This is a genomic window from Streptosporangium sp. NPDC051023 (assembly GCF_040689595.1).
Classification (GTDB): Bacteria; Actinomycetota; Actinomycetes; order Streptosporangiales; family Streptosporangiaceae; genus Streptosporangium.
The window spans coordinates 126,342-151,783 of sequence record NZ_JBFBCE010000010.1 but is presented as its reverse complement, the minus strand read 5'-3'; the positions used below and the strand labels follow the sequence as shown (position 1 = coordinate 151,783).

26 protein-coding genes are annotated in these 25,442 nt (G+C 69.1%); 16 read left to right on the top strand and 10 right to left on the bottom strand.

Annotation, left to right across the window (positions count from 1 at the left end; genetic code table 11):
- Position 1 precedes the first annotated feature (1 nt).
- Together AB0395_RS09530 and AB0395_RS09525 are read left to right on the top strand one after the other, a co-directional pair.
- On the top strand, positions 2-754 hold the full coding sequence (locus AB0395_RS09530; protein ID WP_366278654.1) for a maleylpyruvate isomerase family mycothiol-dependent enzyme: 753 nt from the start codon (positions 2-4) through the stop codon (positions 752-754).
- Positions 755-872: 118 nt separating this feature from the next.
- Complete coding sequence (locus AB0395_RS09525; protein ID WP_366278652.1) at positions 873-1,592, top strand: SIMPL domain-containing protein; 720 nt, start codon at positions 873-875, stop codon at positions 1,590-1,592.
- 114 nt (positions 1,593-1,706) lie between these two features.
- Here the strand turns inward: AB0395_RS09525 and nadA are convergent, their stop codons facing one another.
- Positions 1,707-2,861: a quinolinate synthase NadA gene (nadA, locus tag AB0395_RS09520; RefSeq protein WP_366278651.1), complete on the bottom strand. Its 1,155-nt coding sequence runs from the start codon at positions 2,859-2,861 to the stop codon at positions 1,707-1,709.
- 192 nt (positions 2,862-3,053) lie between these two features.
- Here nadA and erpA point away from each other — a divergent pair, with 192 nt between their 5' ends.
- Together erpA and AB0395_RS09510 are read left to right on the top strand one after the other, a co-directional pair.
- Positions 3,054-3,407, top strand: a complete 354-nt coding sequence (gene erpA / locus AB0395_RS09515) for an iron-sulfur cluster insertion protein ErpA (RefSeq protein ID WP_068894270.1) — start codon at positions 3,054-3,056, stop codon at positions 3,405-3,407.
- Positions 3,408-3,569: 162 nt separating this feature from the next.
- A complete protein-coding gene (locus AB0395_RS09510) occupies positions 3,570-4,556 on the top strand; it encodes a carbohydrate kinase family protein (protein WP_366278649.1) in 987 nt (328 codons plus the stop codon).
- Between the two features lie 75 nt (positions 4,557-4,631).
- Here the strand turns inward: AB0395_RS09510 and AB0395_RS09505 are convergent, their stop codons facing one another.
- Complete coding sequence (locus tag AB0395_RS09505; RefSeq protein WP_366278647.1) at positions 4,632-4,901, bottom strand: sulfurtransferase TusA family protein; 270 nt, start codon at positions 4,899-4,901, stop codon at positions 4,632-4,634.
- A gap of 25 nt (positions 4,902-4,926) precedes the next feature.
- Positions 4,927-6,063: an aminotransferase class V-fold PLP-dependent enzyme gene (locus tag AB0395_RS09500; protein WP_366278645.1), complete on the bottom strand. Its 1,137-nt coding sequence runs from the start codon at positions 6,061-6,063 to the stop codon at positions 4,927-4,929.
- A 216-nt stretch (positions 6,064-6,279) separates the two neighbouring features.
- Here AB0395_RS09500 and coxB point away from each other — a divergent pair, with 216 nt between their 5' ends.
- The 4 genes from coxB to AB0395_RS09480 all read left to right on the top strand — a co-directional run bounded on the left by coxB (position 6,280) and on the right by AB0395_RS09480 (position 10,462).
- Positions 6,280-7,029 carry a cytochrome c oxidase subunit II gene (coxB, locus tag AB0395_RS09495; protein WP_366278643.1) on the top strand — a complete coding sequence of 250 codons (750 nt, stop codon included), beginning with the start codon at positions 6,280-6,282 and terminating at the stop codon, positions 7,027-7,029.
- Entirely contained in the window at positions 7,026-8,693 is a 1,668-nt protein-coding gene (gene ctaD / locus AB0395_RS09490) for a cytochrome c oxidase subunit I (protein ID WP_366278641.1), read from the top strand. Before coxB ends, ctaD begins: the two co-directional genes overlap by 4 nt.
- Positions 8,690-9,085, top strand: coding sequence for a cytochrome c oxidase subunit 4 (locus AB0395_RS09485; protein WP_363953850.1), 396 nt, complete (start codon positions 8,690-8,692; stop codon positions 9,083-9,085). Before ctaD ends, AB0395_RS09485 begins: the two co-directional genes overlap by 4 nt.
- Before the next feature lie 180 nt (positions 9,086-9,265).
- A complete protein-coding gene (locus tag AB0395_RS09480) occupies positions 9,266-10,462 on the top strand; it encodes an Ig-like domain-containing protein (protein ID WP_366278639.1) in 1,197 nt (398 codons plus the stop codon).
- A 317-nt stretch (positions 10,463-10,779) separates the two neighbouring features.
- Here the strand turns inward: AB0395_RS09480 and AB0395_RS09475 are convergent, their stop codons facing one another.
- Genes AB0395_RS09475 through AB0395_RS09460 form a run of 4 tightly spaced genes read right to left on the bottom strand, consistent with a single transcriptional unit; the run spans position 10,780 to position 14,978 of the window.
- Entirely contained in the window at positions 10,780-12,426 is a 1,647-nt protein-coding gene (locus AB0395_RS09475) for a ubiquinol-cytochrome c reductase cytochrome b subunit (RefSeq protein WP_366278638.1), read from the bottom strand.
- Positions 12,423-13,535: a Rieske 2Fe-2S domain-containing protein gene (locus tag AB0395_RS09470; protein WP_366278636.1), complete on the bottom strand. Its 1,113-nt coding sequence runs from the start codon at positions 13,533-13,535 to the stop codon at positions 12,423-12,425. The genes AB0395_RS09475 and AB0395_RS09470 overlap by 4 nt, the downstream gene beginning before the upstream one ends.
- A complete protein-coding gene (locus tag AB0395_RS09465) occupies positions 13,535-14,344 on the bottom strand; it encodes a c-type cytochrome (RefSeq protein WP_366278634.1) in 810 nt (269 codons plus the stop codon). The genes AB0395_RS09470 and AB0395_RS09465 overlap by 1 nt, the downstream gene beginning before the upstream one ends.
- A gap of 16 nt (positions 14,345-14,360) precedes the next feature.
- Positions 14,361-14,978 carry a heme-copper oxidase subunit III gene (locus tag AB0395_RS09460; protein WP_366278633.1) on the bottom strand — a complete coding sequence of 206 codons (618 nt, stop codon included), beginning with the start codon at positions 14,976-14,978 and terminating at the stop codon, positions 14,361-14,363.
- Between the two features lie 195 nt (positions 14,979-15,173).
- Here AB0395_RS09460 and AB0395_RS09455 point away from each other — a divergent pair, with 195 nt between their 5' ends.
- From AB0395_RS09455 to AB0395_RS09445, 3 genes are all read left to right on the top strand, one after another.
- Entirely contained in the window at positions 15,174-15,572 is a 399-nt protein-coding gene (locus tag AB0395_RS09455; RefSeq protein ID WP_366278693.1) for a hypothetical protein, read from the top strand.
- Between the two features lie 24 nt (positions 15,573-15,596).
- Positions 15,597-16,643 carry an anthranilate phosphoribosyltransferase gene (gene trpD / locus AB0395_RS09450; protein WP_366278632.1) on the top strand — a complete coding sequence of 349 codons (1,047 nt, stop codon included), beginning with the start codon at positions 15,597-15,599 and terminating at the stop codon, positions 16,641-16,643.
- Between the two features lie 89 nt (positions 16,644-16,732).
- Complete coding sequence (locus tag AB0395_RS09445) at positions 16,733-17,566, top strand: histidine kinase (protein WP_366278631.1); 834 nt, start codon at positions 16,733-16,735, stop codon at positions 17,564-17,566.
- A gap of 99 nt (positions 17,567-17,665) precedes the next feature.
- On the opposite strand, the gene AB0395_RS09440 is transcribed toward AB0395_RS09445, so the two are convergent.
- The 3 genes from AB0395_RS09440 to AB0395_RS09430 form a co-directional block, all read right to left on the bottom strand.
- On the bottom strand, positions 17,666-17,953 hold the full coding sequence (locus AB0395_RS09440; protein WP_366278629.1) for an Lrp/AsnC ligand binding domain-containing protein: 288 nt from the start codon (positions 17,951-17,953) through the stop codon (positions 17,666-17,668).
- A gap of 46 nt (positions 17,954-17,999) precedes the next feature.
- A complete protein-coding gene (locus AB0395_RS09435) occupies positions 18,000-19,724 on the bottom strand; it encodes a DEDD exonuclease domain-containing protein (RefSeq protein WP_366278627.1) in 1,725 nt (574 codons plus the stop codon).
- 82 nt (positions 19,725-19,806) lie between these two features.
- Positions 19,807-20,013, bottom strand: a complete 207-nt coding sequence (locus AB0395_RS09430) for a hypothetical protein (RefSeq protein ID WP_366278625.1) — start codon at positions 20,011-20,013, stop codon at positions 19,807-19,809.
- A 108-nt stretch (positions 20,014-20,121) separates the two neighbouring features.
- Here AB0395_RS09430 and AB0395_RS09425 point away from each other — a divergent pair, with 108 nt between their 5' ends.
- The 5 genes from AB0395_RS09425 to AB0395_RS09405 all read left to right on the top strand — a co-directional run bounded on the left by AB0395_RS09425 (position 20,122) and on the right by AB0395_RS09405 (position 25,408).
- Positions 20,122-21,321, top strand: a complete 1,200-nt coding sequence (locus AB0395_RS09425) for a histidine kinase (protein ID WP_366278623.1) — start codon at positions 20,122-20,124, stop codon at positions 21,319-21,321.
- A 91-nt stretch (positions 21,322-21,412) separates the two neighbouring features.
- On the top strand, positions 21,413-22,090 hold the full coding sequence (locus AB0395_RS09420; protein ID WP_366278622.1) for a response regulator transcription factor: 678 nt from the start codon (positions 21,413-21,415) through the stop codon (positions 22,088-22,090).
- Between the two features lie 365 nt (positions 22,091-22,455).
- On the top strand, positions 22,456-23,673 hold the full coding sequence (locus AB0395_RS09415) for an NYN domain-containing protein (protein WP_366278620.1): 1,218 nt from the start codon (positions 22,456-22,458) through the stop codon (positions 23,671-23,673).
- Positions 23,674-23,719: 46 nt separating this feature from the next.
- On the top strand, positions 23,720-24,334 hold the full coding sequence (locus AB0395_RS09410; protein WP_366278618.1) for a hypothetical protein: 615 nt from the start codon (positions 23,720-23,722) through the stop codon (positions 24,332-24,334).
- Positions 24,335-24,460: 126 nt separating this feature from the next.
- A complete protein-coding gene (locus tag AB0395_RS09405) occupies positions 24,461-25,408 on the top strand; it encodes an NlpC/P60 family protein (RefSeq protein WP_366278616.1) in 948 nt (315 codons plus the stop codon).
- The last annotated feature ends 34 nt before the right edge of the window (positions 25,409-25,442 follow it).

Here is a 25,442-nt window from a genome sequence, read left to right as displayed (position 1 = left end):
GATGAGGGACCGGACCCACGAGGAGCACACCGAGGCCGTCCGCGGGGAGATCATCCGGATGGCGGAGGTCCTGCGGGGTGCCGACATGTCCACCGAGGTGCGGACCTGTCCCGGCTGGGACCTGGCCGAGCTGACCGCCCACACCGGACGGGTGCACAGGTGGGCGGCCGCGATGGTGCGGGACCTGGCGGAGCGGCGCTACGACCGCGCCAGGATGGAGGCGGGCCTGCCCGCCGACGCCGGAGACTATCCCGCCTGGCTCGCCGAGGGGGCGGTCCTGCTGCCCGAGGCGCTGCTGGCGGCCGATCCCGACGCCCCGATGTGGACCCTGGACGGCAGCGGGCGCGCGCGGTTCTGGTCGCGGCGGCAACTGCACGAGACCGTGGTCCACCGGATCGACGCCGAGCTGGCGCTGGGGGTCCCGGTCTCGGTCGACGAGGACGTGGCGGCCGACGGGGTCGACGAGCTCCTGGGCATCCTCCCTCACGCGCGCTGGAGCCCCGGCGTGGCCGAGCTGCGGGGAGCAGGCGAGACGATCTCCCTGCAGGCCGACACCGGCGCCGGGTGGGTGGTGACCGTCGATCCCGACCGGTTCCACCACGAACGCTCCCTGCGGCCGGGAACGGTCACCGTCCGCACCGCGACCGCCGCGGACCTGCTGCAGGTCGTGTACGGCAGGCGCAGCGCGGACGACTACGCCGTGGAGGGCGACGCGGGACTGTTCGCCTGGTGGCGGGAACGCGCCGTGATCTGATCGGAATCCCCGGCTCCGGCCCCTCACTCTCAGATGGGGGAGGAAGTCAGCTTCAAGACATGGCAGGGTACGGTGGCGCCTCTCCGGCGCCATCGCCGTTCCGTGGTGCCATGAGCCTATGATCAAGCTGTCTCATACCGTGGCCGCGGCCGCGTTCGTCACCGTGGGGATGTTCGGCGGGGCCGCGTTCGCCGACTCCGGCTCCGACGTTGCGAGGGTGGTCGTGAACGAAAGCCGATCGCAGGTGACGGTCGTGGGGGAGGGAAGCCTGTCCTCGCCCCCCGACGTCATGCGCCTGAACACCGGTGTCGAGGTGCGCCGCGCGAGCGCGAGCCAGGCCTTCGCCGACGCGCGCGATGCCGCGGCCAGGCTGACGAAGGCGTTGCTCAAGGCGGGGGTCGACGCCAAGGACCTGCGGACGAACGAGCTGTCCCTCGGGCCCGAGTACGACACCTACCCCAAGGTCTCCGGCTACCGGGCCGCGCAGGGCGTCGAGGCGGTGGTGCGCAACGTGGAGAGCGCGGACAGGGTCATCGAGGCCGCGGTCGCCGTTGGTGAGGAGGTGCGCCTCAACGGCGTCTCCTTCGAGGTCTCCGACAGCCGCAAGCTGCTCAGAGCCGCGCGAGAGGTGGCGTTCAAGGACGCCAGGTCCCGCGCGGAGCAGTACGCGAAACTGTCCGGTCGCGAGCTCGGCCAGGTCGTGACGATCACCGAGGAGAACGTCACCCCGCCGAGGCCGGTGGCCTACGGCGCCGGGCTCGTGGCGGAGAAGGCCTCCATCAGCCCCGGTCAGCAGACCGTCTCCGTCAGCGTCAGGGTGGTCTACGGGCTCGGCTAGCGCCGTGACCGGTGAGGTTCACCGGGACGGGAGCCCGGCGGGCGCCGGCCGGGCTCGCCTCACCGCGGACCGTACCGGCGCCGTTGAGCGGGCCAGACCGGCGCGTCCTCACCGTCAGGGCAGGGCCAGCATCCGGTCCAGGGCGACCTTGGCCCAGCGGGTGGTCTCCTCGTCGACGGTGATCTGGTTGACCACCTGGCCGGCGGCGAGGGACTCGAGCGCCCACACCAGGTGCGGCAGGTCGATCCGGTTCATCGTCGAGCAGTAGCAGACGGTCTTGTCGAGGAACGTCACGTTCTTGTCCGGGAACATCTGCCCCAGCCGCTTGACCAGGTTCAGCTCGGTGCCCACCGCCCAGGACGATCCGGCGGGAGCCTCCTGCAGCTTCCTGATGATGTACTCGGTCGAGCCGACGTGGTCGGCCTTGGTGACCACCTCGTGCCTGCACTCGGGGTGGACCAGCACGTTGACCCCCGGGATCCGCTCGCGCACGTCGTCGACGCATCCGGCGGTGAAACGGCCGTGGACCGAGCAGTGCCCCTTCCACAGGATCATCTTGGCGTTCTCGAGCTGCTCCGCGGTCAGCCCGCCGTTCGGCCGGTGCGGGTTGTAGACGACGCAGTCGTCGAGCGACATGCCCATCTCCAGCACCGCGGTGTTGCGCCCCAGGTGCTGGTCGGGCAGGAACAGCACCTTCTCACCGCGGGAGAACGCCCACTCGAGGGCGCGCCTGGCGTTCGACGAGGTGCACACGGCGCCGCCGTTGCGCCCGCAGAAGGCCTTGATGTCGGCGCTGGAGTTCATGTAGGTGACCGGAACCGTCACATCGGCGATCCCCGCGTCCTCCAGCGCCTCCCAGCACTCTTCGACCTGGTCGAACGTGGCCATGTCCGCCATCGAGCACCCGGCGGCGAGGTCGGGCAGCACGACCTTCTGCGAGTCGTTGGTGAGGATGTCGGCGGACTCGGCCATGAAGTGCACGCCGCAGAAGACGATGTACTCCGCCTCCGGCCTGGCCGCCGCGTCCTTGGCGAGTTTGAACGAGTCCCCGGTCACGTCGGCGAACTGGATGACCTCGTCGCGCTGGTAGTGGTGCCCCAGGACGAAGACCCGGTCGCCGAGCGCGGCCTTCGCCCGCCTGGCGCGCTCGACGAGCGCGGGATCCGAGGCGGAAGGCAGCTCTCCGGGACAGTCGACGCCGCGCTCGCTGTGCGGGTCTGTCCCCCTGCCGAGGACGAAAAGCGGAAGCCCGGTCTCGGTGGTCGTCACGACCACACCCCCTTATCGTCGAACTGACGACTAATGATGACACACGCTATGGGGGGTTTTATTCCGGGGTCGAGGATGGTTGCGGTCCCAGGAATGTGTGGCCGTCCACGCGTGTTGGTAGCGTCTAAGAAGGACGTCACAAACAGACAGCCGTTCCGAACGGGCGGTTGACGCAGACGCGGGAGTCACCACATGTCGGTTGAGAGCAGCGAGACCACGGCACAGGGCCTGATCCTCAGTGACGCGGCCGCGGCCAAGGTCAAGAGCCTGCTGGAGCAGCAGGGCGAGGAAGGCCTCCAGCTGCGCGTGGCCGTGCAGCCCGGTGGCTGTTCCGGCCTGCGCTACCAGCTCTTCTTCGACGACCGTTCCATGGACGGCGACGTCGTCACGGACTTCAACGGTGTCAGCGTGGTCACCGACCGGATGAGCGCGCCCTACCTCGTGGGTGCGACCGTCGACTTCGTCGACACGATCGAGAAGCAGGGCTTCACGATCGACAACCCGAACGCCACGGGCTCCTGCGCCTGCGGCGATTCGTTCAACTAGGCGGACACACGCGAACACTTCAGGACAAGTGACTCGCGGCGGCCCCGCAGGGTGAGATCTGTCACCCTGTGGGGCCGTCGCGCGTTCATGAGGTCGCGTATTCTTGCGGGGCTCCACCTCCCTGTCATTTCCAGAGATGCTGACAACGAGGAGAATGATCCCGTGCGCATCGCCGTCACCGGCTCAATCGCGACCGATCATCTGATGACCTTCCCGGGGCGCTTCGGCGACCAGCTCATCGCCGACCAGCTCGACCGGGTCTCCCTGTCGTTCCTCGTGGACGACCTGCAGATCCGCCGCGGCGGCTGCGCGGCGAACATCGCCTTCGGCATGGGCTGCCTGGGACTGCGGCCCGTCCTGGTCGGCGCGGTCGGCGCGGACTTCGCCGACTACCGGTCCTGGCTTGAGCGGCACGGTGTCGACTGCGACTCCGTGCACACCTCGGAGGTTCACCACACCGCCCGGTTCCTGTGCACCACCGACGACGAGCACAACCAGATCTCGTCGTTCTACACGGGCGCGATGGCCGAGGCCCGGCTGATCGAGCTCGGCCCGATCGCGGAGCGGCTCGGCGGCCTCGACCTCGTCCTGGTCAGCCCCAACGACCCCGACGCGATGCTCAGGCACACCGACGAGGCCAAGGGGCGCGGCATCCCCTTCGCCGCCGACCCCTCGCAGCAGCTCGCCCGCATGCCGGGAGAGGACATCCGGCGCCTTGTCGACGGTGCCGCCTACCTGTTCGGCAACGACTACGAGAAGGGTCTGATCGAGCAGAAGACGGGCTGGTCCGACGAGGAGATCCTCGACCGGGTCGGCGTCCGGATCACCACGCTCGGCCCGAAGGGCGCCGTGATCGACCGTAAGGGCGAGCCCTCCCTGCACGTCTCACCCGCTCCCGAGCTGGGCAAGGCCGACCCGACCGGCGTCGGCGACGCCTTCCGCTCCGGCTTCCTGGCGGGCGTCGCCTGGGGCCTGTCCCTGGAGCGCAGCGGCCAGATCGGCAACCTCACCGCCACCCACGTCCTCGAGCGCGTCGGCGGCCAGGAGTACGAACTCGGCAGGAAGACCTTCCTCGACCGCTTCGCCGCCGCTTACGGTGCCGAGGCCGCCGCCGAGGTCGACCGCTTCGTGGAGTGCCACTACGCCTGAGCCCCTCTCCGAGAGGAGACGGGGACGCCCCCTCTCCCGCGCGCCGCTGCCGGAGGGCGAGCGCGGGGGAGGGGGTCAGTAGTTGCGCCGCACGTGGATGGCCCAGCCGCCCTCGGGAAGCTCGTAACTCGCCACGTGGTGGTGCGACTTCAGCCTGCACCAGGCCGGGATGTCGGTGAAGGCCGCGGGGTCGTCGGCGAGGACGGAGACGATCGCGTTGCGCGGGACGTAGTTGATCTGCTCGGCGAGCATGATGATCGGGATGGGGCACTTCTTGCCCAGCGCGTCGATGGTCAGGGCCGGAGGCTGGGTCGCCCCCGCCGCGGCTGCCTGTGTGGACGTCATGGAGCGCTCACTTCCCGAACATCGATCACGATTTCACTCCCGCGTCCTCACGAATCCTCCTCACCATGTCCGGCAGGACGGTGAGGAAACGGCCGACATCCGTCGCGGACGCGCCTCGGGGCAGCGATACCCGGACGTTCCCATGCGTAAGCACGCCCATAGCCTCCAAAACATGTGACGGACGAAGCGTACTGGCCGTGCAGGAACTGCCGGACGATACGGCGAACCCTGCCTTGTCCAATTCTGTCAGTAACGCTTCACCTTCGACGTAAAGACACGAAAAGGTGACAATATGCGGGGCGCGTGCCACCGGATCGCCGATCACCTCGACGTCGGGAATCAGTCGGGGGACCTCCGTTCTGATCCGGTCGACCAGTGCGGACAGACGCGCCGACTCGACGGCCGACTCGGCGGCCATGGCGCGCAGCGCGGCGGCGGATGCCACGATCGCGGGGACGTTCTCGAACCCGGGGACCCTGCGGCGCTCACGCTCGTCCTCGGGGAGCGGGCTGCGCCACCGGGTGCCCTTACGGACCACCAGGACGCCGACTCCCGCGGGGCCGCCCCACTTGTGGGCGCTCGCCGTCAGCACCGACCAGCCGCCGGGCAGTGGCATCCGGCCCGCGGTCTGCGCGGCGTCGACCAGCAGCGGAACGCCCGCCTCAGCGCACGCGGCCGCGGCCTCCGCGATCGGCTGGACCGTTCCGACCTCGTGGTTGGCGCTCTGCAGGCAGGCCAGTGCCGTCCCCTCCGCGAGGACGGCCTCGCGGAACGCGGCCGGGTCGACCGCGCCGGTACGGCCGACGCCGACCGTCTCGACCGAGCCGCCGTCGCGCTCGTGGACCCCGGCGGCGTGCAGCACGCTGGAGTGCTCGACCGCGGAGGTCACCAGGCGGCGTCCCGCCCTGCGCCGCCCGTGCAGGGTGCCGAGCACGCCCAGGTGCACCGCCTGGGTGCCCGAGGTGGTGAACGAGACCTCGTCGGGACGGGCTCCGAGGGCCTCGGCGACCTCTGTGCGCGCCTGTTCCAGTAACATCCTTGCCCGGCGGGCGGGGCCGTACAGCCTCGCCGGGTCGGCCCAGCCGACATCGAGCGCCGCGATCAGAGCCTCGCGCGCCTGAGGGTGCAGCGGCTCCGTGGAGGCCGCGTCGAAGTACGCCACGTCCCAATCGTCGCATCACGCGCGACGCAATCGGGGGCTGCGCGGGGGGGCGGGGGTGGTCCGCGCTAATGTGTCCCCCAGCGTAAAGCTGTGAACTACAAGTTGTGAACATGAACAAACGACCGCCCAGGAGCGACTCCTGGGCTTCATCTGTGGGGTAGGCGATCCGTGAGTCCGACCCGCCGTTCTGCACGGCGTTCGTTGGCCCGCCGCCGGGTGCCACGCGCTGCCGCTCTGGCGCTGCTGCTGGTGTCCGCGACGGCGTGCAGTGCCGAGGAGTGGTCCCGTGGCGGCATGCCCGTCGGCATCACCAAGCAGGCCGAGACCGTTCAGAATCTGTGGAACGGATCCTGGATCGCGGCTCTCGCCACCGGTGTGGTCGTGTGGGGCCTGATCCTGTGGTCCGTGGCGTTCCACCGCAAGAGGAAGAACTCCAAGGAGGCGCTGCCGCCGCAGGTGCGCTACAACCTCCCGATCGAGATCCTCTACACGGTTGTGCCGATCATCATGGTCGGCGTGTTCTTCTTCTTCACCGCGCGTGACCAGAACTACGTCAACGCCGTCTCCGGCCACGCCGACGTGAAGGTCAAGGTCGAGGGCTTCCAGTGGAGCTGGCGCTTCACCACCGACTACAACGGCAAGCAGGTCGCGGTCGTCGGCAAGCCCGTCGGTGACTACCAGCAGGGCCCGCAGCTGGTGCTCCCCATTGGGAAGAAGGTCGAGTTCGACCTCGTCTCGCCGGACGTCATCCACTCCTTCTGGGTGCCTTCCTTCCACTTCAAGCGTGACGTCATCCCGGGAGTGCAGAACAAGTTCGAGGTGGACACCCTGGACAAGACCGGCATCTTCGCCGGCCGCTGCGCCGAACTGTGCGGTACCGACCACAGCCGGATGCTCTTCTCGGTGAAACTCGTCCCCCAGGCCGAGTTCGACCAGTACATCGCTAGTCAGGCGGGTGCCCAGTGACCGCACTAAACGAGCCCATCGCCCTCGCCCCGGTGGCGACCCGCAAGGGCTCGATCATCACGAAGTGGATGTCGTCCACCGATCACAAGATCATTGGGCACCTCTACCTCATCACCTCGTTCGTGTTCTTCCTGATCGGCGGCGTGATGGCGCTGATCATGCGGGCGGAGCTGGCGCAGCCCGGTCTGCAGATCACCAGCAACGAGCAGTTCAACCAGCTGTTCACCATGCACGGCACGGTCATGCTGCTGATGTTCGCGACGCCGCTGTTCGCCGGTTTCGCCAACGAGCTGATGCCGCTGCAGATCGGCGCGCCCGACGTGGCCTTCCCGCGCCTGAACATGGTGAGCTACTGGCTGTTCACCTTCGGCAGCACCATCGCCCTGTCGGGCTTCATCACCCCGGGCGGCGCGGCCAGCTTCGGCTGGTTCGCCTACACCCCGCTGTCGAACGCGATCAGCTCGCCCGGCATCGGCGGTGACCTGTGGATCGTCGGCCTGACCATCAGCGGTCTGGGCACGATCCTCGGCTCGGTGAACTTCATCACCACGATCGTCTGCATGCGGGCGCCCGGCATGACGATGTTCCGCATGCCGATGTTCACCTGGAACATCCTGCTCACCTCGATCCTGGTGCTGATGGCCTTCCCGGTGCTGGCCGCCGCGCTGCTGGCCCTCGAGGCCGACCGCAAGCTCGGTTCGCACATCTTCGACCCGGCGACCGGTGGTGCCATGCTCTGGCAGCACCTGTTCTGGTTCTTCGGCCACCCCGAGGTGTACATCATCGCGCTGCCGTTCTTCGGCATCGTCACCGAGATCCTGCCGGTCTTCAGCCGCAAGCCGCTGTTCGGCTACATCGGCCTGGTCGGCGCGACCATCGCCATCGCCGGTCTGTCGATCACCGTGTGGGCGCACCACATGTTCCCGACCGGCCAGGTGCTGCTGCCGTTCTTCTCGTTCATGACGTTCCTCATCGCGGTCCCGACCGGGGTGAAGTTCTTCAACTGGATCGGCACGATGTGGCGGGGACACCTGTCCTTCGAGTCGCCCATGCTGTTCTCGATCGGCTTCCTGGTCACCTTCCTGTTCGGCGGCCTGACCGGTGTCATCCTGGCCTCGCCCCCGCTGGACTTCCAGGTGTCGGACTCCTACTTCGTGGTGGCCCACTTCCACTACGTCGTCTTCGGCACCGTGGTGTTCGCGATGTTCGCGGGCTTCTACTTCTGGTGGCCCAAGTTCACCGGGAAGATGCTCAACGACACCCTGGGCAAGGTGCACTTCTGGACGCTGTTCATCGGCTTCCACACCACCTTCCTCGTCCAGCACTGGCTCGGCGCCGCCGGCTTCCCCCGCCGTTACGCCGACTACAGCCCGCTGGACGGTTTCACCGACCTGAACCTGATCTCCTCGATCGGCGCGTTCCTGCTCGGTGCCTCGACGCTGCCGTTCCTGTACAACGTCTGGCGGACCCACAAGACGGCCCCCCAGGTGACCGTCGACGACCCGTGGGGCTACGGCAACTCGCTGGAGTGGGCGACCTCCTGCCCGCCGCCGCGGCACAACTTCACCTCGCTGCCGCGCATCCGGTCCGAGCGCCCCGCGTTCGACCTCAAGTATCCGCACATCGCTCCGGCCTCGCGTGAGCTGGGGGAGGAGACCCGATGAAGGTCCAGGGCTGGTTGTTCATCCTCTGCGGCATCTTCTTCGCGGCCGTGGACGTCGTCTACTGGTTCTGGTCCAGGGAGCCGGTCGGCACGACGGCGATGGCGATCTCGGTCGGCTTCGCCTTCATGATCGGCTACTACCTCATGTACACCGCCCGCCGTATCGGCGAGCAGCCTGAGGACAGCAAGCAGGGCGAGATCGCCGACGGCGCAGGAGAGCTCGGCTTCTTCAGCCCGCACAGCTGGTGGCCGCTGTTCGTCTGCCTGGCCGTCTCGCTCACCGCGGTCGGCCTGGTCATCGGCTGGTGGCTGTTCCTGATCGGCGTCTTCGCCGTCATCATGAGCATGATCGGTTTCGTCTTCGAGTACTACCGGGGTCACTTCTCGCACTGACCCGGCGGCGGCCGACCGGCCGCCCTCATGTCCGGAAACGGGCCACGGAAGCTTCCGTGGCCCGTTTTTTGGTGTTTATTGGCGCCCAGACCAGCCTTAATATGTGGTGCTCCGCTTACTCCGGGTAATAACAGGATCAGTAGACCGGTCCTGAACAGGGGAGTACACGTGGGGCAGGCGATGCGTGGTTCGATTCCGGGAGCCGGGCTGCTGGCTCTGGTGCTGGTGGCCTCGTGCTCGGACGGTTCGGCCACCGCCCCGCAGGGCACGACGGGCGCCGTGCGGTACGCCGACGCCGCCGTCAGCGTGGTTCCCCTCGACAAGGCGGGCGACGTGCCGACCCACGCGACCGTCCTGGTCGCGGCCAGTGGCGGGACCCTGAAGAGCGTCACCGTGAAGGGCCCCAAGGGCTCGCTGGCGGGCGTGCTGAGCGCCGACGCCACCCAGTGGCACAGCCGGGGCACCGTGCTGCCCGGGACGTCCTACGAGGTCACCGCGGTCGCGGTGAACCCGGCGGGAAAGGTCACCCAGACCGCGACCTCCTTCTCGACGGTCAAGGTCGAGAAGACTTTCGCGATCAAGGAGTTCCTCCCCGACAAGGAGATGACGGGCCTGACGGTCGGGGTCGGCATGCCGATCATGATCACTTTCGACCAGCCCATCACCGATCGCGTCGAGGTCGAGCGGAACCTGGTGGTCCGCACCTCGAAACCGGTCCTCGGGGCATGGCACTGGTTCGACGACAAGACCGTGCACTTCCGCCCGAAGACCTTCTGGCCGGCCCACACCAACGTCCAGGTCGAGGCCCGTCTCGAGGGCGTCAGGGGCGGCAGGGGCCTGTACGGCAAGCAGAACCAGAGCCTCCACTTCAAGATCGGCCGGTCCCAGATCACCAAGGGCAGCACCGCCACCCACCACCTGACCGTCAGGCGCAACGGCAAGGCCGTCAGGGAGATCCCGATGAGCGCGGGCCGGGGGGGCGACTGGAAGTACTACACGACCGGCGGCGTGCACCTGGCCATGTCCAGGGAGCCCGTCACCGTCATGACCTCGCCCGACGCGGGCCCCGGCTCTGCCGGTTACTACCAGATGACCGTCTACAACACCGTCCGCATCTCCAACAGCGGCGAGTATGTGCACAGTGCCCCCTGGTCCGTCGGCTCCCAGGGATACGCCAACGTGAGCCACGGCTGCGTCAACGTCAGCCCGGACAACGCCGTCTGGTTCCTCAACAACACGCTGATCGGTGACCCGATCATCATCACCGGCTCGCCCAGGAAGCTGGAGCCGACCAACGGCTGGGGTCACTGGCAGGAGGACTGGAAGCAGTGGCTCAAGTGGAGCAGCGTCAAGTACTTCACCACCGACTCCTTGTGAACCACCGACTTCTTGTGAACCGCTGACTCCCTGTGAACCGCTGACCTCCTGTGACCCCGCCCGCTCCGTTCCCGCGGGCTTGCGCCTCTGAGGTTCTGAGAGGCCGCTACGAGCAGCCCGGGTCCATTCCCGCCGGGAGAGCGTTCCCCGGGTCTCCGTGAGCCGTACAGGGCCGTTTGAGGTGGCAAGGGAAGTCCAGGCCGGCCGCGGGCAGGTGGAAGCCGCTGAGGCGGCCGGCGAAGCGAAAGGGCCCGGACACCAGGTGGTGTCCGGGCCCTTTCCTCGACCGCTTGCGTGTCGCGGGTGGATCGGCGAGCTCAGTGGGTGAGGGACTTGTCGTCCCCGCCCGGGCCGACCTCCACCTGCGCGCCGTGCTCGTCGCCGTGACCGTGACCGTCGTCCAGCAGGATCTTCTCGCCGCCGTAGGCCTTGCTCATCTTGGCGCGGAGCCTGCCGAGCGGGCCGCGCATCCCCTTGGACGGGATGCCGTCGCTGTCGGCGTCGGTTCCGGCGATCATCGGGACCGGGGTCTTGCCCCGCACGTGAGCCTCGATGGACTCGTGCGGCGCGACGTGGACCTCGATGTACTCACCGTGGGGCAGGCGCTTGATGACGCCCGACTCCACACCGTGGCCGATCACCGCGGCGTCGCTGCGCTGCAGGCCCAGGCAGATCCGGTAGGTGACGATGTAGGCCGCCAGCGGACCGGCGAAGATCAGGAACCGGCCGATGTAGGTCGTCCAGTTCAGCGAGACGTGGAAGACCGAGGAGATCTCGTCGTTCGCGCCGAGCAGCCACAGCACGCCGTAGAACGTGATCGCCGAGATGCCGATCGAGGTGCGGTGCGGGTTGTTGCGGGGACGCTCGGCGATGTGGTGCTCGCTGCGGTCCCCGGTGACCCACTGCTCGAGGAAGGGATACAGGGCCAGGCCGGTCATGATGATGCCCATCGGGACCAGCGCCGGGATCAGCACGCTCATCGGCAGCGTGAAGCCCAGGAAGTTGATCTCCCATGAGGGCATCAGGCGGAGCGAACCCTCAAGGAAGCCCATGTAGAAGTCGGGCTGGGAACCCGCGGAGATGTCCGCCGGCGTGTAGGGACCGAACAGCCAGATCGGGTTGATCTGGGCGAAGGTGCCCAGCAGCGCGATCACCCCGAACGTGAACATGAAGTACGCGCCCGCCTTGGCCATGAAGGCCGGGTAGAACGGGGCGCCGACCACGTTGGTGTTGGTGCGGCCCTTGCCCGGCATCTGCGTGTGCTTCTGCACCCACATCAGGACCATGTGGGCGGAGATGAGCGCGAGCAGAATGCCCGGGATGAGCAGGATGTGCAGCGAGTAGAACCGGGAGATGACGTCCTCGCCGGGGTACTCGCCGCCGAAGAGGAAGAAGGTGATCCAGGTGCCGACCAGCGGCAGTGAGATCGCCACACCCTCGGTGATCCGCAGACCGGCGCCGGAGAGCAGGTCGTCGGGCAGGGAGTAGCCGGTCAGGCCCTCCGCCAGCGCCAGCGTCAGCAGGCCGACGCCGATGAGCCAGTTGAGCTCGCGCGGCTTGCGGTACGCACCGGTGAAGAACACCCGGAGCGCGTGCACCATCATGCCGGCGACGAACAGCAGGGCGGCCCAGTGGTGCATCTGCCGCATCAGCAGACCACCGCGGACGTCGAAGCTGATGCTCAGCGACGACGCGTACGCCTCGGACATCGTGACGTCCTTGAGCGGCTCGTAGGAGCCTTCGTAGACGACGTGCCCCATGGAGGGCTTGAAGAAGAACGTCAGGAACGTGCCGGTCAGCAGCAGGATGATGAACGAGTACAGCGCGATCTCGCCCAGCAGGAACGACCAGTGGTCGGGGAACACCTTGCGCAGGTTGCGCTTGAGGAAGTTCCCCGCGCCGATCCGGTCGTCGATGAAACTACTCGCGCCCGCTATGGGCTTCGGAACTGCTTCGGTGCTCATGCGTGGCCTCCGTTCGCACGAACCTCGGCCTCGGCGTCGCCGCGCTCCCAGAAGCTCGGCCCCGGCGGGACGGAGAAGTCGGCCGTGGCGACCAGGTATCCCTCGTTGTCCACGGCGATCGGGAGCTGGGGCAGCGGCCTGGCGGCCGGGCCGAAGATCACCTTGGCGCCGTCGGCGGCGTCGAAGGTCGACTGGTGGCACGGGCACAGGATGTGGTGCGTGGTCTGCTCGTAGAGGGCCGCGGGGCAGCCGACGTGCGTGCAGATCTTGGAGTACGCCACGATCCCGTCGTGCGTCCAGTTCACGTTCGTTCCGGACTTGATCTCTTCCGGGCGGAACTTGATCAGGATCAGGGTGGCCTTGGCCAGGGCGTTGAGGTCGTGCTCGTAACCCTCGGGCACGACGGAAAGGATGCCGCCGGGGGAGTTGAAGTCGGCCGCGCGGATCGGCGCGCCGGTTCCCTCGACGACGAGCCTGCGGTTCTTGCCGTCCTTGGTCTTCTCACCCCAGACGGTGTGCCGCAGCTTCTCGGGGAAGTTGGTGTAGGACGGGCCGAGGTCGCGCAGCAGCACCAGCGGCAGCACGCCCAGCGGGGCCGCGGCGAGCAGCAGCGTACGGCGCAGCAGCGGCCTCTTGGTGATGCCGCTCTCGGCCGCTCCCTGCAGGAAGGTCTCGGCGACGTACTCCCTGGCCTCGGGACCGGAGGCCATCGGGTGGCGCTCCTGGACCAGGTTGTACTTCGGCATGACCATGCGGACCCAGACCACGATGCCCGCGGCCAGTGCGAGCAGCGCCACGGTCAGCGTGCCGCCCAGGGCCAGGGTCGAGGTCTGGGTCGTCTCGACGTCGCCGACCTGGAAGACCACGTAGGAGACGACGAAGCCGATGGCCGCCAGGAAGGTGATGGTGAAGCAGAGGGTCGCGGCCCTCTCGCCCTTCTTCGCGGTCTGCTCGTTCTGCAGGGTCACGCCGGGGACGTCGGCGACGCCCGCGGCGTGCTGCTCGTCCGTGCCCAGCAGGGACGTGCCCGCCGCGGGCGAGGGGGTGCCGATGACGCGGCGTGGCACGCGCCCTTCGGGCTGCTCGATGTCGTGGTTGTTGTCAGTCATTAGTGGGCCTGTCGCTTCTTAGCGGTGATCCAGATGGCGGCGAGGGCGAGCAGGCTGATGCCCACGATCCAGGCTACGAGACCCTCGGTCACCGGGCCGATGCGGCCAAGGCCGGCGCCGCCCGGGTTGGGCTCCTCACGCACGCCCACGATGTAGGCGATCATGTCCCGCTTCTGGTCGGGAGTGATGATGCTGTCGTTGAACACGGGCATCGCCTGCGGGCCGGTGATCATGGCCTCGTAGATCTGCCTCGGGCTGGCCTCGCTCAGCGGCGGGGCGTACTTGCCCTGGGTCAGGGCGCCGCCGGAGCCGACGAAGTTGTGGCACTGGATGCAGTTCGCGCGGAACAGCTCGCCACCCTTCGCCTTGTCGCCCTTGGCGGGGTCGACCTGCTCCTCGCCGGGGACGGTCGGACCGCCACCCAGGGACTGGATGTAGGCGGAGAGCTGCCTGATGGTGTCGTCGTTGACCCAGTGGGCCGTCGGCTTGCGCGGGGCCTGGGCGCCGGGGTTGGCCAGGGGCATGCGGCCACTGCTGACCTGGAAGTCCACGGCGGCGGCACCGACGCCGACGAGCGTCGGGCCGTTCTTCGTGCCCTCGGCGTTGAGGCCGTGGCAGCTGGAGCAGCTCTGCTCGAAGAGTTTCTTGCCCGCGGCGACGTCGTCGGCCCTGCCGGACGCGATGGACGCGTCAGCCCGCTCGCTCGTCGGGGCCGCGAGGGTGTAGAACCCGCCGAGCAGCCCCAGGGCAAGAAGCAGGACGGCGTATCTCGCGAGGGGATGCCGCCGCCCAGCGGTGATCCTATTCACAGAGATCCCCGATTCCTTAATGAATGCCGTAGATGGTCACGAAAAGGCCAATCCAGACCACGTCCACGAAGTGCCAGTAGTAGGACACGACGATGGCGCTGGTCGCCTGCTCACGGGTGAAGCGCTTCGCGGCGTACGTGCGTCCCAGCATGAACAGGAACGCGATCAGTCCACCGGTCACGTGAAGGCCGTGGAAGCCCGTGGTCAGGAAGAACACCGAGTCGTACGCGGAGTGCGACAGGGTGTGCCCCTCGTGGGCCAGCTGGCTGTACTCGTACAGCTGGCCGCCGACGAACACGGCACCCATCAGGAAGCTGACGATGTACCAGAAGCGCAGCTTGGCGACCTGGCCCTTCTCAGCCGCCCACACGCCCAGCTGACAGGTCACGCTCGACAGGACCAGGATGATCGTGTTGACCAACGAGAACTGGACGTTCAGGTGAGCCTCTGGCCAGGGGAGTCCCTGGCCGAGGCTTACCGACCGGATGGTGAAGTACATCGCGAACAGCGCCGCGAAGAACATGAGCTCAGAGGACAGCCAGACGATCGTCCCGACACTGACCAGGTCTGGCCTGCGGGACGAATGTGCTGTCGTCGTCGTTGATATTGCGGATGCTGTCGCCACGGGCAGCATTATTGCGGCTCTCCTGGTCGGGTCGCCGCACGACCCCCCAATAGGGGGTCCAAGCGTCCCCTCAAACCGGGCTTATGACGCAATTAACTCAGTGATGCGTCCGCCCTGGGTCTCCGGGCGAGCCGACCGGTACCATCCCAGGTGACCATACATCGACAAGGGATAGTGAGCGCCACCGTGAGCACCGACGACAAGATGAGGGTCCTCGTCTACAGCGACGACGCGAGCACCCGCGAGAAGGTGCGACAGGCCATCGGCCGGCGTCCCGCCGCCGATGTGCCCCTCGTGGAGATCGTGGAGTGCGCCACCCACGCGAAGGTCGTCCAGCACTTCGACTCGGGGGAGATCGACGTCGCCGTGCTCGACGCCGAGGCGCGGCCCGCGGGTGGCATGGGGGTCGCCAGGCAGGCCAAGGACGAGGTGTACGACTGCCCGCCGATCTGCCTGCTGATCGCCCGCCGCGACGACCGCTGGCTGGCCGAGTGGTCCCGCGCGGAGGCCGTCGTGCCGCAGCCGATCGACCCGGTCGTTCTGGCGGGCACCGTCGCCGACCTGATGCGCCGCCGCCTGTCGACCCGCCTGACCGCCCGGTAGAACACCTTTCCTCTGGAGACCTCCATGGACGCGCGCACCACCTGGCCCACGCTGTTGTCGGCCCTGCTCGCGGGTGAGCATCTCACGGCGGACGAGACCGCTTGGGCGATGAACGAGATCATGTCCGGCTCGGCGACGTCCGTGCAGATCGCCGGCTTCGCCGTGGCGCTGCGGGCCAAGGGGGTGACGGTCGCCGAGCTGACCGGGCTGACGCGCACCATGCTGGAGCGGGCGACCCCGCTGTCGGTCGAGGGGCCCGTCGTTGACGTCGTCGGCACCGGAGGTGACCGCGCCCACACGGTCAACGTCTCGACGATGGCGGCGATCGTGGCCGCCGCGGCCGGGGCGCGGGTGGTCAAGCACGGCAACCGTTCGGCCTCCTCCCTGTGCGGGGCCGCCGACGTGCTGGAGCATCTGGGGGTCGTGCTCGACCTGCCCCCCGAGGCGACCGCCAGGCTCTCCGTCGAGGCGGGCATCGCCTTCTGCTTCGCGCCGTTCTACCACCCGGCGCTGCGCTTCGTCGGGCCCGCGCGCAAGGAGCTCGGCGTCCCCACGGTCTTCAACTTCCTGGGCCCGCTGACCAACCCCGCCAGGCCCCAGGCCCAGGCGATCGGCATCTTCGACGCGGGCATGCTCCCCGTGATCGCGGGGGTGTTCGCCGAGCGCGGCGTCTCCGCGCTGGTCTTCCGGGGCGACGACGGCCTCGACGAGCTCACCACCGCGACGACCTCGACCGTCTGGGTCGTGCGCGACGGCGCCGCCAGGAAGACCGTCTTCGACCCGGCCGTGCTCGGCATCCCCAGGTCCACGCCCGACGCGCTGCGCGGCGGGGACGTGACGTTCAACGCGCAGGCCGTACGCGACCTGGTCGGCGGCAAGACCGGTCCGGTCCGCGACGCGGTGCTGCTCAACGCCGCCGCCGCGCTGGTCTCCCTCGACGGCGCGGGTGACGATCTCGACGCCGCGATGGCAGGCGCCTACGCCAGGGCCGTGCAGGCCGTCGACTCCGGCGCGGCCGAGGCGACCCTCGACCGCTGGGTCGAGGTCAGTCAGGCGCTGAAGTCGTCCTGACCCGGCTGTCCTGCATCCCCTCACGGGCGGACGCAAGATCCACCCATGAGGGGATGTAGTCCTCAGGGGCGCCGCCCTAGATTGCGCTCATGTGGCGTGCTGACCTTCTGGCCTGGCGAGTCGCGCTCGGCCTGCTCCTCCTCGCGGTCTTCTGCCTTTCCCTGGCGACCGCGAGGCTCGTGCGCGAACGGCGCCTGCTGCTTCTGCGCCTCGACGCGGAGCGTGTCCAGGCCGCCGGGCAGCGGGACGCGCTGGCCCGCGCCGCGGCGATGAGGGAACGCGCCGGCATCGCCAGGGAACTGCACGACGTGGTCGCCCACGGGGTCAGCATGATGACACTGGGCGTTGGCGCGGGACGAATGATCATGGAGAAGGATCCGGTCAGGGCCCGCGAGACCCTGCGCGTCGCCGAGGAGTCGGGCCGTCAGGCGCTCGTCGAGCTCCAGCGGATCCTGGGTCTGCTGAGCACCGAGGGCCGCCCGGTAGGAACGAGGGAACCCCAGCCCAAGCTGTCCGACCTGTGCGACCTGCTCGCCCAGGTTCGTACGGCGGGCCTGCGGGTCGACGTGGTCGAGGACGGTCGCCCCGTCGAGATCGGTCTCGCCCTGGAGCTCTCGGCGTACCGGATCGTCCAGGAGGCGCTGGGCAACACCCTCAAGCACGCCAGGGCCAGGTCGGCCAACGTCACGCTGCGCTGGCGTCCCGGCTTCCTCGACGTGCTGGTCCGCGACGACGGCGAGGCCGTCCCCGCGCTCACCGTGGCCGCCACGGGGGCGGGCCTGTTCGCCATGCGCGAGCGCGTCACGATGTTCGGCGGAACCCTGGAGGCCAGGCCACTGCCCGATGGAGGGTTCGAGGTGCGGGCGCGGTTGCCGACCATGGGAGAGACGCGCCCCGCAGAACGTCCCGGGCCGCAACGCTGAGGCACCCCGGTCTCTGGACCGAGCCCCGGCCTGACTGAACCGGTTACCCGGGGACTGGTTGTCGCCCAAGCCCGCGACACCGGAGGTGTCGCCATGAACTCAGTCGGACTCGCCGAGGCCGATCGAGAAGGCGGCCTCCAGGTCGTGCCGGGAGTAGGTGCGGAAGGCGATGTGCGTCTCGGTGCGCAGCACTCCCTCCACCTTGTTCAGCCGGCCGGGAATGACCTCGGCGACCTCCTCGTAGGCGGAGACGCGGACGATCGCCAGCAGGTCGTACTCCCCGGTGATGGAGTAGACCTCGCTCACCCCGTCGATCTCGGCGATCGTCTGGGCGACCTCGGGGATCCGGTCAACCTCGGCGTTGATGTGCACGATCGCGGTGACCACTGGCTGCCTCCTCGTTGAGAACTGCTCGTAGTTTTCTACGAAGCTATCAGCGCAGCGGGCGGCCCTCGCGCGGCCGGTGCGGCTCACTGGCCTGGTAGGCGCGGTCGATGCGGGCCTTGAGCCGTCCCGCGCCGCCGATCGGCAGGCTCCAGCCGCCCTCGACCTGCACCAGCCGCACGCCGGGGCTCTCCAACCAGCGCAGCACGCACTCGGTCTCCTCCGCGCTGGCCGCGGGAACGGGGCCGGGGCCGGGCACGACGGTCTCCGCCGTGGCCACCAGCGCGTCCACGAACGGGGTCGGATGGGCGCCCCTCGGCATCACCCCCGCGGAGGCCAGCCTGCCGTGCCTGACGACGTGGATCTCCCAGCCGCCGCTCGGCAGGGGGGCGGCGGCGACCATCTGCGGCAGCGAGGTCAGCGCGCGCAGCCGCTGCATGCGCGCCGAGACGCGGATGTAGGAGGCGAGCCTGTCGCGGTCGGCAGCCGCCTCCTCGTAGCGCTGCTCCAGGGACAGGCGTTCCATCCTGGCCTCGATCGCGGAGAAGACCGCGGCCGCGTCCAGCTCCATCGCCCTGCGGGCGGCCGTGACGTGCAGGCCGTACTCCTCGACGCTCTGGCGTCCCTCGCAGGGCGCCCCGCACTTGCCGATCCCGGCGAGGGCGCACGCGGGGCGGCCGGTGCGCGGAGTGATCCTCTCCGTGCACCGGCGCAGCGGGATCGTCTCGTGCAGCGCGGTGCGGGCGTCTTCGGCGGCGCGGACGCTGCCGAACGGGCCGAGGTATCCGGCGCCGTCGTCCTTGACCTCGCGCACGACGGACAGGCGGGGGAACGGCTCCTCGGTGAGCTTGAGCCAGACCATCTTCTCCGGAAAGCGCGACCTGCGGTTGTAACGAGGCTTGGCGGAGCCGATCAGCCTGAGCTCCCTGACCTCCGCCTCGAGCGGGGTTGCGCAGATGATCGTCCTGACCCGCTCGGCGATGCCGACCATCTCGCGGATCCGGGGCCGGGTCTCGCCCGCGGTGAAGTAACTGCGCACACGGTTACGGAGGTTGGTGCTCTTACCGACGTAGAGCGGGTCGCCGCGCTCGTCCTCGAACACATAGACCCCCGGTCCCGTCGGCACCCCGTCGGCCAGGTGCCGCTTGCGGCGCTGCTCCTCGGTCGGCGCGCGCACGAAGCCCTTCAGCTCCTCCAGCGTGTGCACCCCGAAGGAGCCCGCCCGCTCCAGCAGCGCGTGGAGCACGTCCACGGTCGCCCTGGCGTCGGCGAGCGCGCGGTGGCAGGGCTCTGTCTTGCTGAAGATCCGGGCCAGCGTCGACAGCTTGCAGTTCGGGGCCTCGTCGCGGGTCAGCAGCCTGCGGGCCAGCACGACGGTGTCGACCACGGGATGGGCGGGCGGGGGATAGCCGAGGGCGGCGCAGGCCGCCTTGACGAAGGACAGGTCGAAGCCCGCGTTGTGCGCGACGAGTGTGCTCCCCTCCGCGAACTCCAGGAAGGAGGGCAGCACCGACTCGATCTTCGGAGCAGCCACGACCATGGCGTCCGTGATGCCGGTGAGCACCGAGATGAAGGGCGGGATCGGCGAGCCGGGATCGACCAGCGTGCCGAACTCGCCGAGCACCTCACCGCCGCGCACCTTGACCGCGCCTATCTCCGTTATGGCGTGCTCGCCCGCGGAGACTCCCGTGGTCTCCAGGTCGAACACGACGAACGTGATCTGCTCAAGCGGCGTGCCCAGTTCGTCAAGCGTCCCCTGCACGGCGTACTCCACGGTTCACGACCATAGGAGCCTCCACCGACATTTGCCGCCCCGGGGTGCCCCCGGCGCGGGCCACCCGGGAGACCCGGGGCGTTCACTCCTTGTTCGCCGACGTGGCCGCCACGCACAGCGCGAGCCCGAGCGCCCCCAGCACGATGCAGGCGAAGATCCGGTAACCGTCCAGGAAGCCCAGCTGGTTCACCAGGAACCAGCCGCGCCCCTCTCCCCACAGGTCGCTGAGCGTGCCGCCGACGGCTTGGACGACGCAGACGGTCCCGAGGATCCTGAGGGTCGTTCTCATGCCTCGATGGTGGTGGGGGAAGCCGCGCAGCCGCGTCGGCTGAAGGTCGCCGAGACATCGACTTTGGTCGGTATCGGAGGGTCCTGGGTGGCCCTACCCTCGGACACCGTGACGGAGTATCGGTGGCTGCTGCCCGCGATCCTGCACGGTGACCTCGCGGGAGAGCAGGTCCCGGTGCGGCGCTCGGCTCGCGACTGGGGCGTCGACATCGTCATCTTCCTCGTGGCAGCCCTGCTCGGGCTCGGCTCGGCGCTGGTCGTGCGCGACGGTCCGCCGCCGTCCGCCGTCGTGGTCGTCGACCAGGTCGTCGGTGCCGGCGCGTGCGCGTTGCTGTGGCTGCGTCGTCGCTGGCCGGTGGGACTGGCCCTCGCCCTCGTGCCGATCGGGCTCGTCTCGGGGGTCGCGTCCGGAGCCGTCGCCATCGGGATGTTCACGGTCGCCGTGCACCGGCCGTTCAGGACCGTGGCCTTCGTCGGCACGTTGCACATCCTCACGCTCGCGCCCCAGCTGTGGTGGCGGCCCGACACCGAGATGTCCTTCTGGGCGGCGTTTCCGGCCTCCGTGCTGTTCTACCTCCTGCTGATCATGTGGGGCATGTTCATCAGGGCCAGGCGCCAGCTCGTGCTCTCGCTGCGCGACCGCGCGGAGCGGGCGGAGGTCGAGGCGGAGCTCAGGGTCGAGCGGGCCAGGCACATGGAGCGCGAGCGCATCGCCAGGGAGATGCACGACGTGCTCGCGCACCGTCTCTCGTTGCTCAGCGTGCACGCGGGCGCCCTGGAGTACCGCCCCGACATCCCCTCGCAGGACCTGGTCAAGGTGGCCGGAGTGATCAGGGCCGGAGCGCACCAGGCGCTCCAGGACCTGCGGGAGGTCATCGGCGTGCTCCGTCTCGGCAGCGAGGGCACCACCCCCGACCGGCCCCAGCCGACCCTCGCCGACCTCGCGGACCTCGTCGAGGAGTCCAGGCTCGCCGGGATGGAGGTGACGCTCGACATGCGGGTGACCGATCCCGGCGAGGCGCCGGCAGGGCTCGGCAGGAACGCCTACCGGATCACCCAGGAGGGGCTGACCAACGCGCGCAAGCACGCCGCCGCCGCCCGGGTCGACGTCACCGTCGCGGGTGGCCCCGGCGACGGGCTCACCGTCGAGATCCGCAACCCCACAACCGTCGGGCAGGCCATCCCGGGCAGCGGGACGGGTCTGATCGGGCTCACCGAGCGTGCCGAGCTCATGGGAGGGCGCCTCGACTACGGCATGGGCCTCGATGGCCGGTTCCGGCTCAGTGCGTGGCTGCCATGGGCCGCGTAGTGGCCGCGGATGCGAGGAGCGGTGAGGGATGCGGGCGGTTCGGCATGACCCGGAGCAGGGGCGGGTGGGGGACGTGGTTAACGTGACGAGCATGAGCTCACCGCCTTCCGGCCCGGAGATCCGCGTGCTGATCGTGGACGACGACGCCCTCGTCCGCGCCGGGCTGTCGATGATCCTCGGCGGTGCCCCCGGCCTGGTCGTCGTGGGGGAGGGCGCGGACGGGCAGGAGGTGCCGAGGCTGGTGGCCGAGCACCGGCCCGACGTGGTGCTCATGGACATCCGCATGCCCAGGGTCGACGGGCTGGCCGCGACCGAGCGGCTGCGCGCCGGGGCCTCCCCTCCCGAGGTGGTCATCCTGACCACCTTCCACGCCGACGCCCAGGTGCTGCGGGCCCTGCGGGCGGGGGCGGCGGGGTTCCTGCTGAAGGACACCCCGCCGGGAGACCTGGTTTCTGCGATCCGCAGGGTCGGGGCCGGTGAGCCGATCCTGTCGCCCGCCGTGACCCGGCAGCTCATCGCCCATGTCGCGGACGGCGGCGCGGGAACGCGCAGGGAACAGGCGGTGACGCTGCTGGCCGGGCTCAGCGACCGCGAGCGCGAGGTCGCCCTTGCGGTCGGCAGGGGGAGATCCAACGCGGAGATCGCCGCCGAGCTCTACATGAGCGTGGCGACGGTCAAGGCCCATGTGTCCCGGGTGCTGACGAAGCTGGAGCTGAACAACCGCGTCCAGATCGCGCTGATCGTCCATGACGCGGGTCACCTGATCTGAGGGGCAGGGCGCTGCCGCCCCCGGACAGATCTGAGGGGCCGAGGCGCTGCCGCCTTCGGGCGGAGGAGGTCGGAAAGGTATGACCGCGGGCTCGTCGGGCATGGCCGTATACCTGACCGATGCCTGTCGGACGCCTGAAATTGGGCGATCGTCCATGCCGCGTTCACCGGAAGAGGGCGTCCAGGATACGTCGGCCAGGTCGGTGGCGGGGTGCGGTAGCCGTACCCTTGACGTGAAGACCAATCCGAGTAGGGGCCGTGATGAGTTCAGCCGGAGAGGGCCTGTCTCGTCCGCTGCCCGAGCAGGTTCGCTTACATGTCGTGGAACTGGCATCCCAGATCCTCGGATCGATGCCTCCTGCCGCCGTGCCGGCGCCTCTGAAGGGGATCGCCAGGTTCGACCCCCGTAAACGGGCCAAGCTGGGCGGCGCGCCGATCGCCGCTCAGCTGGAGACCGACAAGAAGTTCCGGGAGCTGGTCGCAGAGGCGCTGGGCACCGGCTGGCCCGAGCTGGTCGAGAGCCTCGCGGAGGGCATCGTGCCGCCCGCGGCCGAGCCCGTGCTGGTCGCCGCCGCGGCCTATCTGACCAGGCCGCCCGGCTGGGTCGAGATGGTCGAGACCGCCCGCGCCGACCTGGAGCGGGCGGCCACGGTGGCCGAGGGCTCGGCGCAGGAGCAGGCGCTCACCCGGCTGCGTGAGCAGCTCGCCGGGCAGAAGACCTCGGCCAAGGAGGAGTCCGACCGGCTGCGCGAGCAGCTCAAGGGGGCCCGCTCCGAGATCTCGGATCTGCGCCGCAAGCTGCACGACGCCAGGGAGCGCGCCAAGGCCGCCGACGTCAGGGCCGCGGAGATGGAGGAGGCCGCGCAGGAGGCCAAGGCCGTCGCGGCCGCGGCGGGCAGCGCGGGAGAGAGCGAGCTGCGCCGCCTGCGTGAGCGGCTGGCCGACGCGGAGCGGCAGCTTGAGGCCACGCGCAGGGCCGCCCGTGAGGGCCGCAGTGTCGAGGACACCAAGGTCCGCATGTTGCTCGACGCGCTCCAGGACGCCGCGGCCGGGCTGCGCAGGGAGCTCGCGCTGCCCTCAAGCATCCACCGGCCCGCCGACTCCGTGTCCTCGGTCGCTCCGGGCAGGCACGGGGTCCAGGCCGTGCCCGCGCGGGCCCTCGCCGACGACGATCCCGCCCTGCTCGACCAGTTGCTCGCGCTGCCGCAGATCCACCTGATCGTGGACGGCTACAACGTGACCAAGACCGGGTACGGCACGCTGACCCTCGCCGACCAGCGCAACCGGCTGCTGACCGGCCTCGGCGCGCTTTACGCGCAGACCCGTACCGAGCTGACCTGCGTTTTCGACGGGGCGGAGCTGAACGGCCCGGTCCCGGTCTCCGCGCCCCGCGGCGTCCGGGTGATGTTCAGCGCCCCCGGGCAGATCGCCGACGACCTGATCCGCCAGCTGGTCCGCGCCGAGCCCATGGGCCGGGCCATCGCGGTGGTCTCCTCCGACCGGGAGGTGGCCGAGTCGGTCCGGCGGATGGGGGCCAGGCCCGTTCCCTCGGTGTTACTTCTGCGACGTCTCGGACGAGCCTGAACCTTTTCGCCATATGGTGCATCGGATCACTGTGGAGGTTGATTCGATGAAGAAGCTCGTCGCGCTGGTCTGCGCCGCCCTTGTCGCCGGTACGGCCGCCGCCGCCCCCGGGATTCCCAAGGGGTTCCTGCTGTACGAGAAGGCCGCGGCCAAGAAGGACGACGATCCCGAGACGAGTTGGAAGGTCAGCGACTCGTTGAGGACCCCGCTCGCGGTCGACCCGTGCGGCAAGGGGGCCGTTGGCAGGGCGGGAAGGCTGGCCGTCAGGACGGTGACGTTCATCGGCGTGCCGGACTTCATGAAGGTCGAGCAGGTCCTGCTGTACGGCTCGCGGACCGGCGCGGAGCAGGCCATGACCCAGCTCCGCGGCGGGCTGGCCACGTGCGGGACGAAGAAGGACGCCGGTTCCACCTACCGCTACGTCTCGGTCCCCGTCGCCGGGCTCGGGGACGACGCGCTGAAGGTCTCCGGACAGGTCTACTACGGCGGGAAAGCCGGTGTCGGCGGGGACCGGAGCGTGGTGGTCCGCAAGGGCAACGCCGTGCTGGTCTACCTGTGGGCGGGAGAGTACGCCAAACCGGTGAAACGTGACTGGGCAGACCAGTTGCGGGACGCCACCCGGATGACAGCCAAGGTTTGCGCCGTGGCCGCCTGCAAGTAAAGAACAAAACAGCCAAAAAGGTGAGCTAACCCTTACTGATTCTGTACTATTTCGCCCCAGGTCTTTGCGTGGGGAGGCGGCGTCGTGGCCGTGGCGGGTAAGCCGGGTGGGTTTGTGCGGATGCCGATGGCTGCAGGGCTGGCCCTCGCGCTTCTCCTGCTTCCTGTGGGCGGTGCGATCGCCGAGCCGAAGCCGACGATCGCGCAGGCCAAGAAGAAGCTGGACAAGCTCAACGACCAGGCTGATCAGCTCGTCGAGAAGTACAACCAGGCCAGTGAGAAGTGGAAGAAGGCCCGCAAGAAGTACCGGGGCCTGAACGCCGACCTCACCAAGCAGACCGCGAAGGTGGCCGGGCTGCGCAAGGATCTCATCACCATGGCCGTCAGCACCTACCAGGGCGGTTCCGTCGGCTGGCAGAACCTCGTCGGCCAGGGCAACCCCAGCCTGGTGCTGAGCGGCCTGGCCGCGGCCGACCAGATATCCGCCTCCCGCGCCCAGACGCTGAACGCCTTCGACGAGGCCAACAAGGCGCTGCGCGACAACCGCGACCAGGCCAAGGACGCCCTGGCCGAGGCCGACCAGACGCGCGACGAGCTGGCCGACGAGAAGGCCAAGGTCGAGAAGATGGTCAAGGACCAGACGAAGGTCCTGCGCGATCTCGGCACCTTCAGGAGCGGCGACCCCAACAGCACGGGAATCCAGTACAACGGCCCGGCCTCGGGTAACGCCAGGGCCGCCCTCAGCTTCGCCTTCGCCCAGATCGGCAAGCCGTACCGGTACGGCGGCACGGGGCCGGACGGCTGGGACTGCTCCGGGCTCGTCCAGGCGTCCTGGCGCAGCGGAGGTGTGAGCCTGCCTCGCACCACCTGGGAGCAGTGGAGCTGGGGCTCCAGCCGCAAGGTCTCCCTGAGCGAGCTACAGCCCGGTGACCTCCTGTTCAGCAACGGCCTGGGTCACGTGGGCCTCTACGCGGGCGACGGCAAGATCGTTCACGCTCCCCAGACCGGTGACGTCGTCAAGGTCGTCCCGCTGTCGTCGTACGGCGGCCGCCTGGTCGGAGCCGTCCGCCCCTGACCCGGCACTGACCCGTCACCGACTCATCCGGTGC